At 70.7% G+C, this 16738-nt stretch carries 14 protein-coding genes; 10 read left to right on the top strand and 4 right to left on the bottom strand.

What is annotated here, in order from left to right; all coding sequences use genetic code 11:
- Positions 1-46 precede the first annotated feature (46 nt).
- From BU204_RS32780 to smc, 3 genes are all read left to right on the top strand, one after another.
- Positions 47-565, top strand: a complete 519-nt coding sequence (locus tag BU204_RS32780; protein WP_075129686.1) for a sigma-70 family RNA polymerase sigma factor — start codon at positions 47-49, stop codon at positions 563-565.
- Complete coding sequence (locus BU204_RS40370; RefSeq protein ID WP_075129685.1) at positions 562-1320, top strand: anti-sigma factor family protein; 759 nt, start codon at positions 562-564, stop codon at positions 1318-1320. Before BU204_RS32780 ends, BU204_RS40370 begins: the two co-directional genes overlap by 4 nt.
- A 97-nt stretch (positions 1321-1417) precedes the next feature.
- Positions 1418-5029 carry a chromosome segregation protein SMC gene (gene smc, locus BU204_RS32770; RefSeq protein WP_075129684.1) on the top strand — a complete coding sequence of 1204 codons (3612 nt, stop codon included), beginning with the start codon at positions 1418-1420 and terminating at the stop codon, positions 5027-5029.
- Between the two features lie 94 nt (positions 5030-5123).
- On the opposite strand, the gene BU204_RS32765 is transcribed toward smc, so the two are convergent.
- The gene (locus BU204_RS32765; RefSeq protein ID WP_083661837.1) at positions 5124-5564 is read right to left on the bottom strand and encodes a DUF5336 domain-containing protein; all 441 of its coding nucleotides are present in this window, start codon (positions 5562-5564) and stop codon (positions 5124-5126) included.
- A 231-nt stretch (positions 5565-5795) separates the two neighbouring features.
- Here BU204_RS32765 and BU204_RS32760 point away from each other — a divergent pair, with 231 nt between their 5' ends.
- The gene (locus BU204_RS32760) at positions 5796-6731 is read left to right on the top strand and encodes a GNAT family N-acetyltransferase (RefSeq protein ID WP_143229911.1); all 936 of its coding nucleotides are present in this window, start codon (positions 5796-5798) and stop codon (positions 6729-6731) included.
- A gap of 56 nt (positions 6732-6787) precedes the next feature.
- On the opposite strand, the gene BU204_RS32755 is transcribed toward BU204_RS32760, so the two are convergent.
- Positions 6788-8416 carry a sodium:solute symporter gene (locus BU204_RS32755; protein ID WP_075129681.1) on the bottom strand — a complete coding sequence of 543 codons (1629 nt, stop codon included), beginning with the start codon at positions 8414-8416 and terminating at the stop codon, positions 6788-6790.
- A gap of 3 nt (positions 8417-8419) precedes the next feature.
- Positions 8420-9574 carry an anhydro-N-acetylmuramic acid kinase gene (locus BU204_RS32750; protein WP_083661840.1) on the bottom strand — a complete coding sequence of 385 codons (1155 nt, stop codon included), beginning with the start codon at positions 9572-9574 and terminating at the stop codon, positions 8420-8422.
- A gap of 221 nt (positions 9575-9795) precedes the next feature.
- Here BU204_RS32750 and ngcE point away from each other — a divergent pair, with 221 nt between their 5' ends.
- From ngcE to BU204_RS32730, 4 genes are read left to right on the top strand one after another with little or no spacing between them, the layout of a single operon-like run.
- Positions 9796-11217 (top strand): N-acetylglucosamine/diacetylchitobiose ABC transporter substrate-binding protein, encoded by a 1422-nt coding sequence (ngcE, locus tag BU204_RS32745; protein WP_075129679.1) that lies wholly within the window; start codon positions 9796-9798, stop codon positions 11215-11217.
- An 18-nt stretch (positions 11218-11235) separates the two neighbouring features.
- Positions 11236-12222 carry a carbohydrate ABC transporter permease gene (locus BU204_RS32740; protein WP_233160870.1) on the top strand — a complete coding sequence of 329 codons (987 nt, stop codon included), beginning with the start codon at positions 11236-11238 and terminating at the stop codon, positions 12220-12222.
- Positions 12219-13145, top strand: a complete 927-nt coding sequence (locus BU204_RS32735; protein ID WP_075129678.1) for a carbohydrate ABC transporter permease — start codon at positions 12219-12221, stop codon at positions 13143-13145. The genes BU204_RS32740 and BU204_RS32735 overlap by 4 nt, the downstream gene beginning before the upstream one ends.
- A gap of 42 nt (positions 13146-13187) precedes the next feature.
- Positions 13188-14153 (top strand): zinc-binding dehydrogenase, encoded by a 966-nt coding sequence (locus BU204_RS32730; protein ID WP_075129677.1) that lies wholly within the window; start codon positions 13188-13190, stop codon positions 14151-14153.
- A 1-nt stretch (position 14154) separates the two neighbouring features.
- Here the strand turns inward: BU204_RS32730 and BU204_RS32725 are convergent, their stop codons facing one another.
- A complete protein-coding gene (locus BU204_RS32725; protein ID WP_233160868.1) occupies positions 14155-15738 on the bottom strand; it encodes a hypothetical protein in 1584 nt (527 codons plus the stop codon).
- Between the two features lie 310 nt (positions 15739-16048).
- Here BU204_RS32725 and BU204_RS39555 point away from each other — a divergent pair, with 310 nt between their 5' ends.
- Positions 16049-16483: a hypothetical protein gene (locus BU204_RS39555; RefSeq protein ID WP_143229910.1), complete on the top strand. Its 435-nt coding sequence runs from the start codon at positions 16049-16051 to the stop codon at positions 16481-16483.
- 50 nt (positions 16484-16533) lie between these two features.
- The coding region (locus tag BU204_RS41650) for a hypothetical protein (RefSeq protein ID WP_233160866.1) at positions 16534-16738 on the top strand (205 nt) is incomplete at its 3' end.

Below are 16738 nucleotides of genomic sequence, written 5' to 3'. Positions count from 1 at the left end.
GGCGAAAGTTGAACCGACCTCGGGTGCGCAGGCGTAGTCCTGCGATGTGGGGAACACCCCGGACCAGGAGGACGAGCTCATCCGTGAGCTCTACAGCCGCTATCGGCGGCCGCTCTACGGCTACGTGCTGAGGGCGGTTGGCGGCGACCACCAGTACGCCGAGGACGTCGTGCAGGAGACCCTGCTCCGCGCGTGGCGCAACGCGCACTCACTGTCGGTCGACCAGGCTGGGCCGTGGCTGTACACGGTCGCGCGCAACCTGGTGGTCTCCGGCTACCGAAGACAGAGCGCCAGGGTGGACGAGGTGCCGATCCTGGAACGCGACTGGGCGAGGCCCACCGACGACTTCGACCGGGTCCTGCAGGGCTGGCAGGTCGCGGAGGCGATGCGGGCCCTGTCCAAGGAGCACCGGGCGGTCATCGCGGAGCTGTTCTTCCGCCGGCGCACGATCAGCGAGGCCGCCTCCGTGCTCGGGGTGCCGGCCGGAACCGTCAAGTCCCGCTCGTTCTACGCGTTGCGGGCATTACGCGACGCGCTCGAGGAGCGGGGGGTGACCGAGCCGTGACCTGTACCCAGACCGTGACACTGGGCGCCTACCTGCTCGGTGCCCTCGAGCCGCCGGAGCGCTACGAGTTCGAGTCCCACATCGCGCAGTGCGACAGCTGTCGCACCGAGCTGATCCGGTTGGCCCCGCTGCCGGGCATGCTCAACCAGATCTCGGTCGAGGACTTCGACGAGGGGCTGCCGCCCGGCGAGCTGTACCCGACCGCGCCGATGCCGATCCAGACGCTCAACGCGCCGGCCCCGCAGATGCTCGCCCCGCCGCCGGAGCTGCTCGTCCCGCCGTCCCCACCCGAGCCCTCCCCGGCGCCGGAGGAGCCGGCCGGGCCGGCCCGCCCCCGCCGCCCCCGGATGTACCGGGTCGCCGTGGCGGCCGCGCTCGTGGTGCTGGTGGCCGTCGGCGCCGTGTTCGGCTGGGGCGCGCTGCGCGGCCCGGCTCCCCAGCCCGAGGACACCGGCATCACCTGGACCGCGACGGCGCCGCAGACCGACGTGAGCGCCAACGTGCGCCTCCTCGACCACGAGTGGGGCACCGAGCTCCAGATCAGGATGGCCAACCTCCCGCCGGGCCGCAGCTGCTACGCGGTGGTCTACGACCACTACGGCAACCGGGAGACGGCCGGCTGGTGGGGCACCGACCACGACGCGGACGTGGAGATCCCCGGGAGCACCTCGATCCGCCGCAGCTGGATCGACCGGATCGAGTTCAAGCTCGACGACAAGGTGACCTTCCTGACGATCAAGGCACCGGTGCGCTGACGCTCCGACCCCGCCGGGGTCCCACGGCCGCGCCGGCCCCACAGGTACCCTCGACGGGATATCCGCCGCACCGGGTCACCTGGGAGGCTCGCAACTCGTGCATCTGAAGAGCCTGACGCTCAAGGGGTTCAAGTCGTTCGCGTCGGCCACGACCTTGCGGTTCGAACCCGGTATCACCTGCGTTGTCGGGCCCAACGGCTCGGGCAAGTCGAACGTGCTGGACGCCCTGCGCTGGGTCATGGGCACCCAGGGCGCCAAGGACCTGCGCGGCGGCAAGATGGAGGACGTCATCTTCGCCGGCACCGCGGGCCGCGCCCCGCTCGGCCGCGCCGAGGTGAGCCTGACCATCGACAACAGCGACGGCGCGCTGCCGATCGAGTACACCGAGGTCTCGATCACCCGCCGGATGTTCCGCGACGGCGCGAGCGAGTACGAGATCAACGGCAGCTCCTGCCGGCTGATGGACGTCCAGGAGCTGCTCAGCGACTCCGGCATCGGCCGCGAGATGCACGTCATCGTCGGGCAGGGCCAGCTGGCCCAGATCCTCGAGTCCAAGCCGGAGGAGCGGCGCGCCTTCATCGAGGAGGCGGCCGGCGTGCTCAAGCACCGCAAGCGCAAGGAGAAGGCGCTGCGCAAGCTGGACGCGATGCAGGCCAACCTCACCCGGCTCACCGACCTGACCAGCGAGCTGCGCCGCCAGCTCAAGCCGCTGGGCAAGCAGGCCGAGATCGCCCGCCGGGCCCAGGCCGTGCAGTCCGAGCTGCGCGACGCCCGGCTGCGCCTGCACGCCGACGACCTGGTCACCCAGCGTGCCGAGATCGCCAGGGAGCAGGCCGACGAGGCCGCCGCCAGGGCCCGCCGCCACGAGGTCGAGCAGATGCTCGAGGTCGTCGACTCGCGGCAGACCGGGCTCGAGGACCAGCTCGCCGCCGACGCGCCGCGGCTGGCCGCGGCCCAGGACACCTGGTACCGCCTGTCCGCGCTGGAGGAGCGCCTGCGCGGCACCGTGCGGCTCGCCGTCGAGCGCGAGCGCCACCTGTTCGCCTCCAACGAGGCGGCGCAGGCCCGGGTCGGCCGTGACCCGGAGGAGCTGGAGGCCGAGGCCGAGGAGATCGCGATTCGCGAGGCCGAGCTCGGCGAGCACGTCGAGGTGGCCCGGTCGATGCTGGGTGACGCCACCGAGCGCCGGGCCGAGCTGGAGCAGGTCGTGCAGACCGCCGAGCGGGCGCACCTGGCCGCCGTGCGTGCCGTCGCCGACCGCCGCGAGGGCCTGGCCCGGCTGGCCGGCCAGGTCGAGGCGCTGCGCAGCAAGACCAACGCCACCGCCGAGGAGATCGAGCGGATGTCCACGGCGCTCGCCGAGGCCACCGAGCGGGCCGAGCAGGCCGCTGTCGAGCTGGCCGAGGCGGAGGCCGAGACCGGTGTCGAGGACGCCGACGACGCGGGCCTGGGCGAGCGGTTCGAGCAGGCCAAGCAGGCCCAGCGGGCGGCACAGGCCAGGGTGGACGAGCTGGTCGCCGCCGAGCGGGCGGCGGAGAAGGACATCGCCTCCTGGAAGGCCAGGGTCGACGCCCTGGCCATGGGCCTGTCGCGCAAGGACGGCGCGGGCGCGCTGTTGGCCGCTGGCGACCGCCTCCCCGGGCTGCTTGGCTCGGTGGCGGCGCTGCTGACCGTCGAGCCGGGCCACGAGGTGGCGTTGGCCGCGGCGCTGGGCCCGGTCGCCGACGCGGTCGCGGTGTCCTCCGGCGAGGACGCCGTCGCCGCGCTGCGGCTGCTCCGGGCGACCGACGCCGGTCGGGCCGGGGTGCTGGTGGGCAGCTGGGAGCCGGCCGACCGCGCGGGGTGGCCGACGCTGCCGGCCGGGGCGCGCTGGGCGGTGGACCTGGTGCGGGCGCCGGAGTCGCTCCGCTCGGCCGTGCTGCGTGCCCTGGACCGGGTCGCCGTCGTCGACTCGCTGGACGCGGCCCGCGAGCTGGTCGCGGCGCACCCGCGGGTGCGCGCGGTCACCGCCGAGGGCGACGTGTTCGGCGCGCACTGGGTGGTCGGCGGCGCCGACCGCGGGCAGAGTGTGATCGAGGTGCAGGCCGCCGTGGACGAGGCCAACGACCGGCTGGTCGCCGCGGAGAGCGCAGCCGAGCGCGCCGCCGCGGCACTGGCCGGGGCGAAGGCCGAGCAGCAGGCCCGCGCGGCGGACGCCTCCGCCGCCGCCGAGGCACGCAACGAGGCGAAGGTGCGGGCCGCCAGGTCCGGTGAGCGGCTCAACCGGATGCGCCAGGCGGTTCGGGCCGCCCAGGCCGAGGCCGAGCGGGTGTCGGTGCGCCGCGCCGAGGTCGAACGGGCCCGTGAGGAGGCGCTCACCAAGCTCGCCGAGCTGGAGGAGCGGCTGGCCGTCGCGGAGGAGCACGAGCCGGTCACCGACGAACCGGACACCGCGGAGCGGGACGAGGCCGCCGCCTCGCTGGCCGCGGCCCGTCAGGAGGAGATGGACGCCCGGCTGGCACTGCGCACCGCCGAGGAGCGCCACCGGGCGCTGTACGGCAAGGCGGAGGAGCTGCGCCGGACCGCCCGCGCCGAACGGGAGACCCGCGAGCGAGCCGCGCGGGCCCAGGCTGCCCGCGCCAGGGGAGCGGCCGTCGCACGGGCCGTGGTGTCCGGCGGCGAGCTGGCCCTGGAGCGGATCGAGCGGTCGCTCGCCGCCGCCGCCCGGGAGCGGGACACCGTGCAGGCCGAGCGCCACGAGCGCGAGCGGGTGCTGATCGAGGTGCGCAACAAGGTCCGCGAGCTGTCCACCGAGCTGGAGAAGCTGACCGACGCGGTACACCGCGACGAGGTGCTGCGGGCCGAGCAGCGGATGCGCCTGGAGCAGCTGGAGACGCGGATCGCCGAGAGCTTCGGCATTGGCCTGGATGACCTGGTCGCCGAGTACGGGCCGGCGATCCCGGTGCCGCCGAGCTCGGTCGAGGTGGCCGAGTACGAGGCGGCCAAGGAGCGCGGCGAGACGGTCTCCGCGCCCCAGCCGATTCCCTACGACCGGGCGACCCAGGAGCGGCGGGCCAAGCGTGCCGAGCGGGACCTGTCGCTGCTGGGCAAGGTGAACCCGCTGGCGCTGGAGGAGTTCGCGGCGCTGGAGGAGCGCTACAAGTTCCTGTCCACCCAGCTGGAGGATCTCAAGGCGACCCGGCGCGACCTGCTGACCGTGGTCAAGGAGGTCGACGACAAGATCCTCGAGGTGTTCACCTCCGCCTACGAGGACGTGGCCCGCGAGTTCGAGATCGTGTTCGGCACCCTGTTCCCGGGCGGGGAGGGCCGGCTCATCCTGACCGAGCCGGAGGACATGCTGACCACGGGTGTCGACGTCGAGGCGCGGCCGCCCGGCAAGAAGATCAAGCGCCTCTCGCTGCTGTCGGGCGGGGAGAAGTCGCTGGTGGCCGTGGCCATGCTGGTCGCGATCTTCCGGGCGCGGCCGTCGCCGTTCTACGTCATGGACGAGGTGGAGGCCGCGCTGGACGACGTCAACATGCGCCGGCTGATCGGGCTGCTGCGGGAGCTCCGGGCCACCTCACAGCTGATCATCATCACCCACCAGAAGCCGACGATGGACATCGCCGACGCGCTCTACGGGGTCAGCATGCGGGGCGACGGCATCACCCAGGTGATCTCGCAGCGCCTGCACGGCCGCGAGGAGGCGGCCGAACCGGCATCCGCCTGAGCCGTCCACACCGAACAGCGGAACGGCGCTCCTCTCCCGCGAGGAGCGCCGTTCCGTCTGCTGTATGTCTGGTTCGTCCGGTCGCTGTGGCCGGTCAGGCGCCGTAGGCGGTGCCGGGGTGCGGGTTGGTCGTCGGCTTCGGCGCCGCGCGGTGGACCAGGAAGGCCGCTACGGCGGACACGAGCGCCAGCACCAGGCCGATGAACAGGCCGAAGCCGGGGGCGACGAACTCGTCCAGGGTCAGCCAACGGAGCAGGATGAACACGAACGCGGCGACCGCGAGCCCGAGCCAGATCATCGAGCGCTGGGCCACCTGGGTGCCGAAGTGGGGGAGGGCGACGACCACCGCGGCGCCGAGCAGCAGCAGGATCGGGAACCAGCCGAGGAAGGCGGCATCCCAGGCGCTCCCGCTGACGCTCGTGCTGAGGCCGAGGTCGCCGAACTCGTCACCGAAGTCCAGTGTGACCCACGGTAAAAAACTAACAATAAATGCGAGTACGCCGGCACCGATGCCAGCCCATTCAAGCGTCGTCACTCGCTTGACATCGAATTGCGCCATCTTGCCGGCCTTCCGTTGTGTGATTTCACCTGTCTGTGCACAGGGGACGGTACCCCCGCAGGTCAGGAAGTATGAGCCATCACCCGTAGGTATGAGTCACGGAAAGGCATCAGTGTTCGGAGATGTGGCGAACGCTGCACCCCCGGTTGCCCCTCGGGGCGGTTAAACCATTAGCGCGACTACTCTCAGCAGTTCACACTTTCCACTATGTATCGAGTGCGAACCGCCGTGCCGCGCGACCTGCTCGGCGTGATCGAGATGATCACCCGGCTGCAGGCCGACCCGGCACACCACATCGCCTTCCACGGTGAGACCGCCGAGGAGGTTGTCGAGGAGCTCGCCGGTCTCGGTGGCAACTGGCCCACGCTCGCCGTGGTCGCCGTGGACCGGAACGACAGACTGCGGGGCGTGCTCAGCGTCGAGGTGTCGAAGGCACAGCACCGCGCGTTCCTCTACGGGCCGTACGTGGACGTGCCGGCGACCCACCCGGCCGCCGGCCAGCTCTGGCAGCAGACCGCCGACGCCCTGTTCGCCGCCGCCTTCCGGCTCCCCGCCATGTCCGGGGTGTCCGCCGTCGACCTGTTCGGCCACCGGCAGAACCGCCTGCTGGCCGAGTTCGCCACCCGCCACGGGATCCTCGCCGGCGAGACGAGCCGGCTGTTCACCCTCACCGGCTCCGCGCTGCTCGCCCTGCTGGGCCGGACCGGGGACGAACCGGACCGGGTGGTCGCGCTGCCCGAGGACCCGGCCGTGCGGGACGCGGTGGTGCGCCTGCACGACCGGTGCTTCCCGGGCGCGCCGACGACCGGGACCGAGCTGGTGGCCGGGACCTCCGGGCACACGGTGGTCGTCCTGCCGGGGGACGGGCTGCTGCTCGGCTACGCGGCCGGCTACACGCAGGCGGAGGAGTACTACGTGGACGTGGTGGGTGTCGACCCCGAGGTTCGCGGCCTGGGCGTCGGGCGCCTGCTGATACGCCGGCTCCTCGCCGTGCTGGCCGCCACCGGGCGCAGGGACCGCGCGGCGGCACTGGTCCGGGTGAGCAACGGCGCCTCCGAGCGGATGTTCACCGCGCTCGGGTTCACCTCGGACACCGAGCTGGTCAGCTACCACCGGGAGGGGGCGGTCCTGCCCGCCCGGTGACCGGGCCGTGGGTCGCGGGAGCCGTTCGAGGGCACGGCTCCCGCCACCCGGCCGGCTCAGGCGGCCTTCGCGGCCACCTGCTCCCGTGCCGGCGGCTCCGGGCGGTCGCGGTGGCGCAGCGCCAGCAGCCCGCCCACGATCAGCGTCAGGGCCACGCCCAGCGGGGTGTACCACCAACTCACCAGTGTCCGCACGCCCTCGGCCGGGGCCGCCGCGGAGAAGTCGATCGTGATCGAGTCCCACTCGCCGTAGCCGTTGGCCACCGGGTCCTCCGCGGCCGACGGGCCGAGGAACTTCACCCCGAGGATCACGAACGTCATCACCGCCACCGTCGTGACGAACGCGATGATCCCGTCGGCCTGGTTCGCCCGCTTCACGATCAGCCCGAGCAGGAACGCGCCCAGCAACGCGCCGTAGGTGTACCCGGTGATCCCGAGCGCCTGCACGACGATCGGGTCGGCCGTGGTCTTGTTGGCCGTCGCGAACAGACCCGCGCAGATGATCAGGAGCCCGGCCCAGACGACCGTCCAGATCCGACCCAGCCGCAGCCGGTCGTCGTCGGACAGCGTGCGGCGGGAGACCGTCTCGTAGACGTCGGTGACCGTCGCCGAGGCCAGCGCGCCCAGCGACGAGGACAGCGCCGCGGCCAGGATCCCGGCGATGACGAACCCGGACAGGCCGGACGGCAGCTCGGTGACGATGAAGTTCGCGAACAGCTCGTCCTTGTTGCCGAGGCCGAGCCCGCCGTCGGCGGTCGGGTCGGTCGGCACCGCCGCGGCGTAGAACGCCCACAGCATGATCCCGATCACCAGGAAGAACGCGAACTGCAGCAGCACCACGACCCCGCTGGTGACCAGGGCCTTCTGCGCCGCCTTGACGTCCCGGGTGGACATCAGCCGCTGGACGATCAGCTGGTCGACACCGTGGCTGGCCATCGACAGCATCGCCCCGCCGAAGAACGCCGCGATGAACGGGAAGCTCCCGGTGAGCGCGTTGGAGGAGAAGTCGAACAGCTGGAACTTGTTGGCGTCCATGGCGTCGCCGAACCAGCCGTCCGGCAGCGACCCGGCCAGCGCGATCACCACGATGATCCCGCCCAGGACATACCAGAGCATCTGGATGGCGTCGACCCACACGACGGCCCGTACCCCGCCGACGAACGTGTAGAAGACCATCGCCACGCCCAGCACGGCCACGATCACCCAGTACGAGGCGTTGATGCCGTAGGAGGCGAGCACGACCTTGATCGGGATGGCGGTGGCGAACAGCCGGATGCCGTCGGCGAGCAGCCGGGTGAACTGGAAGGTGACCGACGCCGTCGCGCGCATCCCGTCGCCGTAGCGCTTGCCCAGGAAGGCGTACGCGGTCACCAGCTCGCCGGCCACATACCGGGGCAGCAGGACGAACGAGACGATGATGCGGCCGACGATGTAGCCGAAGGCCAGCGTCAGGTAGGTCATCCCGCCCGCCTGCGCCGGTGCGAGATAGGCCACCACGGGCACCGAGAGCACGGTCAGCGTCGACGTCTCCGCCGACACGACCGAGACGCAGACCACCCACCAGGAGATCTTCCGCTCGCTGATGAAGTAGTCGGTGGCCGACTTCTGCCGCCCACCGATCAGGACGCCGAGCAGCGGCATCCCGACCAGGAAGAGCACGATGATCGCGACGTCGAGCGCGCGCACTGTTTACCTCCCGCTGATCGCAGGTTGGGCCACCCGCAGCCGGGTGACGCTGGTCGTCGTGGGACAGGGCAGCCGCAGGGGCGACGCGCCCGGGGTGATCGAGCCGAGCAGCCGGGGGCCGGCGGCGCCGGTCGCGTGGGGCTCGTTGGCCGGCAGGCCGAGCCAGGACAGGAAGCCGAGCAGCGCGGTGAGGTAGGCCTCCTTCGCGCTGCTGGGCAGCCCGAGCTCGTCGCTTCCCACCACCTCCACCTCGCCAAGGTGTCGGCGCAGCGCGGTCATCAGCGTGGGGTTGCGGACCCCGCCGCCGGCCGCCACGACTCGGCTCACGCGGTGCGCGCGGCAGGCGTCGGCGACCGTGACGGCGGTCAGCTCGACCAGCGTGGCGAGCAGGTCGGGCCCGCTCACATGGCCCACCTCGGCCAGGGCCGCCCGGAGGTGGCCGAGGTGGAAGTACTCCTTGCCGGTCGACTTCGGCGCGGGCAGCGCGTAGTACGGGTCGGCCAGCAACACCGCCAGCAGCGCCTCGTGCGGCCGCCCCTGGGCGGCGAGGTCGCCGTCCACGTCGAGTTGCCAGGCTCCGTTGGAGATCATCCGGGCGGCCGTGTCCAGCAGCGCGTTGCCGGGTCCGGTGTCGAAGGCGACAGCCGGGCCGCTCGCCGGGACGACGGTGATGTTGGCGATCCCGCCGATGTTCAGCCCGGCCGTGGTCCCCTCCCCGGGGCGCAGCCACAGCTGGTCGAACAGGCTCGCGAGCGGTGCGCCGTGCCCGCCCGCGGCCACGTCCCGCGCCCGCAGGTCGGCGACGACCGGGAGACCGGTGCGCTCGGCGATCCAGGCCGGCTGTCCCACCTGGAGGGTGCCGAGCGCGTGGTCGCCGTCGACCCAGTGGTAGAGCGTCTGTCCCAGCGAGGCCACGAGGTCGGCGTGCCCGTCGGCGATGTCGGCGAGCGCGTCCGCGGCGGCCGTCGCGAAGGCCTGGCCCACGGCGGTGTCCAACCGGCACAGCTCCTCAGCGGTGCAGGAGTTGGGCGGCAGCGCGGCCAGCAGCCGGGCGCGTAACCCGTCCGGGAACGGCACCTCGGTGTGCCCGCAGGGGGTGAGGTCGACGGTCTCGCCGGTCAGGCGCAGCTCGGCCACTGCCACGTCCACGCCGTCCATCGACGTTCCGGACAGCAGCCCGATCACTCGGCACGAAGTCACTGGATCTGGGTAGGCCACCGGGTCGAGGGTGTGCAAGACGACACGTTAGTTCTTGACCAAACCGATGTCGAAGGCGTTGAGTATTCGCGGTACTGGCTATGGACCAGGGCGCTAGTGTGTCACCCTGCGCCCGGGGGCGGGTTCGGCCAGTGACGGAGCGAGGACACGAGGAGCGGATCATGACCAGGATTCCGAGCGGGTGGAGCAGGCGGACCTTCCTGCGGAGCGCCCTCGCGACAGGGGCCTTAGTGGTGCCGGGGTCGGGTGTGCTCGTGGGGTGCGCCACCTCCGGCGGTGGTCAGGAGCAGACCGAGGGTGAGGTCAGCGACGACAACCCGTTGGGGGTGCCGACCGACTCCCCACTCGAGATCTACATCTTCAACGGCGGGTTCGGCGACAAGTACGCCACCGACGTGCACGAGCCGATGTACAAGGAGAAGTACCCGAACGCGGAGATCAAGCACAAGGCCGAGGTCGACATCGCCGGTGCCCTCCAGTCCCGCTTCGTCGCCGGCAACCCGCCGGACTTCGTGAACAACTCCGGCGACGGCCAGATCCCGCTCGGCCAGCTCGTCTCCGACAAGCAGCTCTACAGCCTCGCCGACCTGTTCGACGCTCCCAGCTGGGACGACCCGAGCAAGAAGGTCCGCGACACGCTGGTGCCCGGCGCGGTCGAGGAGGGCACGTTCGGCGACACCCCCTACGCGCTCCACCTGGCGTTGACGATCTACGGCCTCTGGTACAACAAGGCGCTCTTCGACCAGCACGGCTGGACCCCGCCCACCACCTGGGCCGAGATGACCGATCTCTGCAAGGAGATCAAGGGTGCTGGCATCGCCCCCTGGACCTACCAGGGCGTGCACGCCCGGTACATGACCTGGCCGCTGCTCACCATGGCCGCCAAGCACGCCGGCGAGGACGTCCTGAAGGCCATCGACAACCTCGAGGAGGGCGCCTGGGCGCACGAGGCGATCAAGGAGTCGGCGAACGCGCTGGCCGGCCTCAAGCGCAGCGGCTTCATCCTCGAGGGCACCGAGGGCATGGACCACATCCAGGCCCAGGGTGCCTGGTGCGAGGGCAAGGCGGCGTTCGTCCCGTGCGGGTCCTGGCTGGAGAGCGAGCAGGTCGACGTGACACCCGAGGGGTTCGAGTTCGCCTTCATGCCCGAGCCCGTGCTGTCCGAGGACTCCGCGCTGCCCAAGGAGACGCTGCGGGCGACGGCCGGTGAGCCCTACGTCGTGCCGGCGGCGGCGAAGAACCCGCGCGGCGGGCTCGAGTACATGCGGATCATGCTCTCCAAGGAGGGCGCGCGTGGCTTCACCGAGGAGGTCTCCAGCCTGACCGTCGTACAGGGCGCGGCGGACGGCCTCCAGCTCAAGCCCGGCCTCACCTCAGCCCAGGACGCGCTCAAGACCGCGGGCGACAACGTCATCAACTGGCGTTACCAGACCTGGTACCAGAGCATGTGGAACCCCGGCATCAACGCGCACATCGGCGACCTGCTGGCCGGCCGCATGAGCGTGGACGAGTTCTCCACGGCCTGCGAGGCGGAGGCCAAGAAGATCCGCGACGACGACTCCATTACCAAGTACACGCGCTGAGCACCCGCGGAGCCCTCGTTGTCGACCGACGTGTCCGTTCGCAACTCCGTGCCACGCCGGCCGACATCGAAGGCCGGACCCGCCCTGCACCACGGGAAGTACACCTTCGTGGTGTCCTTCCTGCTGGTGCCGGTCGGGATCTACGGCCTGTTCGTGGTGTCGCCCTACCTGCAGGCCATCTACATCTCGCTGACGGACTGGACCGGCCTGACCGGCGGCCAGACGTTCGTCGGGCTCGCCAACTACGCGCGCCTGCTGGATGACGAGCAGTTCCTGATCGCCCTGCGCAACAACGGGATCCTGGTCGTCGTCGTTCCCGCCGTGACAGTGCTGCTCGGACTGTTCCTGGCGTCGATGCTGAACGTGGGCCGGCGCGGGAGATCCGGGGTCGAGGGCGTGCGCGGCTCGGCGGTGTACCGGGTGGTGTACTTCTTCCCGATGGTGCTCTCGGTGGCGATCATCGGGGTGCTGTTCAAGTACGTCTTCGCCCCGACCCAGGCCGGCGGGATCCTCAACGGCCTGCTGCGCGCGGTCGGACTCGACGGGTGGGCCCAGCCCTGGCTGGGCGATCCGGACTTCGCGTTCTGGATCGTCCTGCTGGTGATGATCTGGTCGTTCGTCGGGTTCTACGTCGTGTTGTTCTCCGCGGCGATGCAGAGCATCCCCAAGGAGATCTACGAGGCCGCGCTGCTGGACGGCGCGGGTCGGTTCATGACGTTCCGACAGGTCACGCTGCCGCTGGTGTGGGACACGGTCCAGGTGGGCTGGGTGTACCTGGCCATCCAGGCCATGGACGCCTTCGCGCTGGTGCACATCATGCTCGGGATCGGCGGTGGCCCATCGCGCTCCGGCGACGTCCTGGGCCTGGCGCTGTACCGGAGCGCGTTCAACAGTTATCGGTTCGGCTACGCGTCGGCCATCGGGGTGGTGCTGCTGTTGTTGACGCTGGTCGTCGCGGCGGTGTTCATGCGGGTCGCGCGGCGGGAGCGGGTGGAGCTGTCATGACCGTCGTGTCGTCCCCGCCGGCTCCAGCCCCGGTCGCCGGGCCCGAGCACCGGCCCCCTGGCGTCGGCGTCGGCGAGCGGGCGGTGAACCTGCTCAACGGGACGTTCCTGCTGGTCTGGGCGCTGATCACGACGCTGCCGCTGCTGTGGGCGATCGTGTCGGCGTTCAAGTCGAACAGCGAGTTCCTGGCCGAGCCGTTCGGCCTGCCCGGTGAGCCGCACGTGGAGAACTTCTCCCGCGCGTGGACCGTGGCCAACATCGGGCAGTACTTCGTGAACAGCGTCGTCGTGGTGGCGATCTCGGTGCCGCTGACCATGCTGCTCGGCGCGATGGCGGCGTACGTGTTGGCACGCTACGAGTTCCCGGGCAACCGGATCGTCTACTACGGCTTCGTCGGCGGGATGATCTTCCCGGTGTTCCTGGCTCTGGTGCCGCTGTTCTTCGTGGTGCGCAACCTGTCCGCGCTGCCCGGGGTCGGCCAGTTCCTGGGGCTCAACAGCCACGTGTCGCTGGCCCTGGTGTACGTGGCGTTCTCGCTGCCGTTCACGGTGTTCTTCCTGACAGCGTTCTTCCGCACCCAACCCACCTCGATCGCCGAAGCGGCCATCGTGGACGGATGTTCGCACTTTGGACTGTTCTTCCGGGTGATGCTGCCGATGGCGAAGCCGGGACTGATCAGCATCGGGTTGTTCAACGTGCTGGGGCACTGGAACCAGTACGTACTCCCGGTGGTGCTGATGAACGAGCCGGAGAAGAAGGTGCTCGCCCAGGGCCTGGCGGCGCTCGCGATCAGCCAGGGCTACCGCGGGGACTGGACGGCGCTGTTCGCCGGCCTGGTGATCGCCCTGCTGCCGGTGCTGGTCGTCTATGTGTTGTTCCAACGCCAGGTCCAGGCGGGCCTGACGGCGGGCGTGCTGAAGTGAGATGTTGACCTCCAGCAACCTGGAGGTCCTAGTTTCTGTGCCATGCACGCCATCCGCCAGCACGCCTTCGGCCCACCCGAGGCCCTCGTCCTCGAGCCCGTACCCGACCCGGTGGCGGGGGAGGGCCAGGTCCTGATCCGGGTGGGGGCCGCCGGCGTCCACCTCCTCGACACCGCGATCCGCGCCGGCGTCCACGGTGGCCCGTTCCCCCTCCCCGAACTGCCGATGACCCCCGGCCGCGAGGTGGCCGGCGAGGTGGTCGACGGTGATCCCGCGTGGCGGGGCAAGCGCGTGGTGGCTCATCTGGGCATGGCCAGCGGCGGCTATGCCGAGCTGGCCGTCGCCCCCGTGTCATCCCTGCACGAGCTGCCCACGCAGGTGTCCTACCCCGAGGCCGTGGCCACGATCGGCACCGGCCGCACCGCGCTGGCCGTGCTCGACAAGGCCGCGATCACCGCCGAGGACGTGGTCGTGATCCCCGCGGCGGCCGGCGGCATCGGCAGCGTGGCGGTCCAGGCCGCCCGCAACGCCGGCGCCGTGGTGATCGGCCTGGCCTCGGAGCCCAAGCTGGACACCGTCCGTGGTCTCGGCGCCCACCACGCCTACCCCTACACCGACGACTGGCCCGACCAGGTCCGCGCGGAGCTGGGCGACCGCGAGGTGACGGTGGCCCTGGACGGCGTAGGCGGCAAGCCGGGCCGGCAGGCCCTGGAGCTCCTCGGCACAGCCGGCCGAATGGTGATGTTCGGCTGGTCCGCCGGTGCGCCGGTGGAGCTGCACGCCGAGGACTTCTACGGCCGCGGCCTGACCGTGTCGGTGCCGATCGGCCGCCCCATGATCAGCCGGCCGGGGTTCCTCCGTTCCCTGGAGACCAGAGCCCTCGCCGAGGTGGCCGCCGGTCGGATCCGCCCCCTGACCAACCCCCCGATCCCGCTGGCCCACGCCGCGCAGGCCCACCGGGACCTGGAACAACGCCGAACGGTGGGCAAGGTCGTCCTGATCCCGTGAGCTACCAGGGAAAGTCCTTGCGCACCCGGTCGAGCCACCGGTCGATGGTGAGCTCGTAGCGGCCCGGGTCGTAGGTCCGCTGAGCCTCGTCCACGGCGGCCATGATCGGCTCGCGTACCTCGTCGGCCCATTCCGGGAGGACGAAGACCTGCTTGTAGTAGCTGTCGCGCATCGGAACCGTGGCTACGTGCTCGTAGCCCTCGGTCACCTGGAGCACGTCCATGCCGTAGGCATCGGCCGGAACGTCCGGGCTGAGGCTCCGCACGACGATCACCGTCGGCCGGGCGTCGAGGACGCGCTGGGTGACGTCGCCACCGTGGGCGATGGCCTCGTCGTTCAGCCCGATGATGTCGACCGTCGTCCAGCCGCTGTAGTAGGGGATGGCGCCGGCGTCGTTCAACGCGACGGTGCGCTCCTCGGGGGGAACCGAATCCACCTGCCCGAGTCCCTTGCCGATCGCGACGTGTGCACGGGCCAGGTCCGGGCCGTAGTTGGCGATCACCGGCAGGTCGAAGGGCTGGACACCGGTCACCGCCACCCAGCCGACCGCGACCGCGCCGACCGCCGAGGCGAGGTACCAGCGCCGGATCGGCCCCACGGCCAGACCGGCGCCGAGGCACAGCAGTGGGAAGGCGTGATAGGCGAACCGGTGGACGTAGTCCATCGACGGTCCGGATACCACGTAGGTCAGGTAGGTCGTCGCCACCGTACCCACCAGCAGCCCGCCGGCCCAGCGGGTCTCTCTGCGGACCAGCAGCCACAGCGTCAGCGCCAGCAGCGGCGCCAGCAGCGGGACGGTGGCCTCGAACCACGCGGTGCCGGCCGCGACGTTGCCGAACTTCACGTAGAAGGTGTTGGGGAACAGGTGTCCGTAGTAGGTCCACCGCCACACGAAGTAGGCGGCCCCGGCGACGACGGCACCCGCGGACCACAGCCAGGCCACCCGGTCCCGGCGGCGCAGCCACAGCCACAGCAGGAACGCCGGCAACGCGGCCAGCACTCCCTCGGGACGCAGCATTCCGGCCAGCACCAGCAGCAGTGGTGGCTCCCACACACGCACCGGCCGGTCGTCCAGCGCCCGCAGCGTCACGATCACCGCACGCAGCACGAGAGCCGCGAACGCGACGGTCTCCAGGCCGCTGGTGAGGTGGAAGTAGGTGGGCACGAACACGACGAAGGCGCCGCCGGCGGTCAGCGCCGCGACCAGGCCGTACCGCTGGTGGCAGTACCGCACGAGCATCACCAGCGCCGCCGCGCCCGCGACCAGCGAGGTCAGCTTCGCGACGGTCGGCAGGTCGAGGCCGAGCAACGCGAACGGCGTGTGCCAGACCATCCAGAGGAAGTTCGTGAAGCCCTCGACCGGGTCCTCGCCGACGTTCCACACCGGGCCGTGGCCGTTCGCGAGATTGTCGGAGTACCGGAAGGTGATGTAGGCGTCGTCGATGGTGAAGAACCACGCCGCCCGCACGCCCAGCAGGAACAGCACCCCCAACCCGCCCGCGACGAACAACCAGGCGCGGGAACGGCGAGTCGGGGTGTCCGGGGCGGGGGTCGAGACGGCAGGGGAGGGCGAAGCGATCGTCACGCGCAGGTCCTCTGAACGCTTGGCGGTGGTCACCCACAAGGGGCAGAGAACCGTAACACCGACACGCTGCGTCAATAATTGGCCCTGGCCAGCGCCGTCGTCACCCTGACCGGTGACGGCGGCGCCAAGTGTGGTCCCGCGTGTTGTTCTCAGCCCTTCGGCTGGAGCGGCACCTCGGTGGGCAACCTCCCCGACGGCTGGTTTGGCTCCGGCGGCAGCTCGTTCACTACAGGAGGCCGCGGCTCCGGCGGCAGCGGAAGCGCCTCGGGCGACGCCAGGGCCCCCCGCCCCGATCCGGCCATCGCCGCCCGTGCCGCCGCCCGCACCGGCCAACTACTGCGACGCCTGCGACTGGCCAACGGCGGACGGGCGTCATCCGGGAACGATCGGCGCCGACGGACGCCCGACCATCGACCTGGAGAAGCTCGCTCAGGAGGGTATCGACGTCAGCGCGACCCAGTGGGAGCTTTTCGAGAACGGCAGCGACGAAGACCGCGCTCGAATGCTCGATCCGGTACCCGGGTGGCAGGCGCAGTCGGCGCCCACATTCAGTACCTCCGGCCATCTGTTGTTCGACCTCATCGGCCTTGTTCCCGTGCTGGGAGAGTGGGCGGACGGCGTAAACTGCGGCTCGTGCGGGATTGAGGGAGATGCCAAGAACGCGGCGGGTGCTTCGTACACGGTGGCTGGCCGCGCACTTCACAAGAAGGCGGGAAGGGGAAAACAAGGGCATTCGGCTGGATAGTGGCGGCAGGTTTGTCACCTTCTTGGATTGAAGGGCGTAGGATTCTTTCGATGCGAACTTTTGTGTTCGGAGATTATGAAGTGGAGATCGTTGACGCTGATTATGTCGCTCCACCCGAGCGTGTGTTGGAGTTTCGGTACTGCAAGCCTGTTCGATACACGTTGTTCGCCTCTGTAACTATTCCGGACGACGCCGGGTGGGAAGCAGCGCGTCTAAGAGCGTGTTTGAGATCTTCATGGTGTGGTGAACTGGCGT

Origin of the sequence: Actinophytocola xanthii (genome assembly GCF_001921205.1) — a bacterium.
GTDB lineage: Bacteria > Actinomycetota > Actinomycetes > Mycobacteriales > Pseudonocardiaceae > Actinophytocola > Actinophytocola xanthii.
Note: the sequence above shows the minus strand (reverse complement) of the source record. Positions and strands in the feature narration are given on the sequence as shown.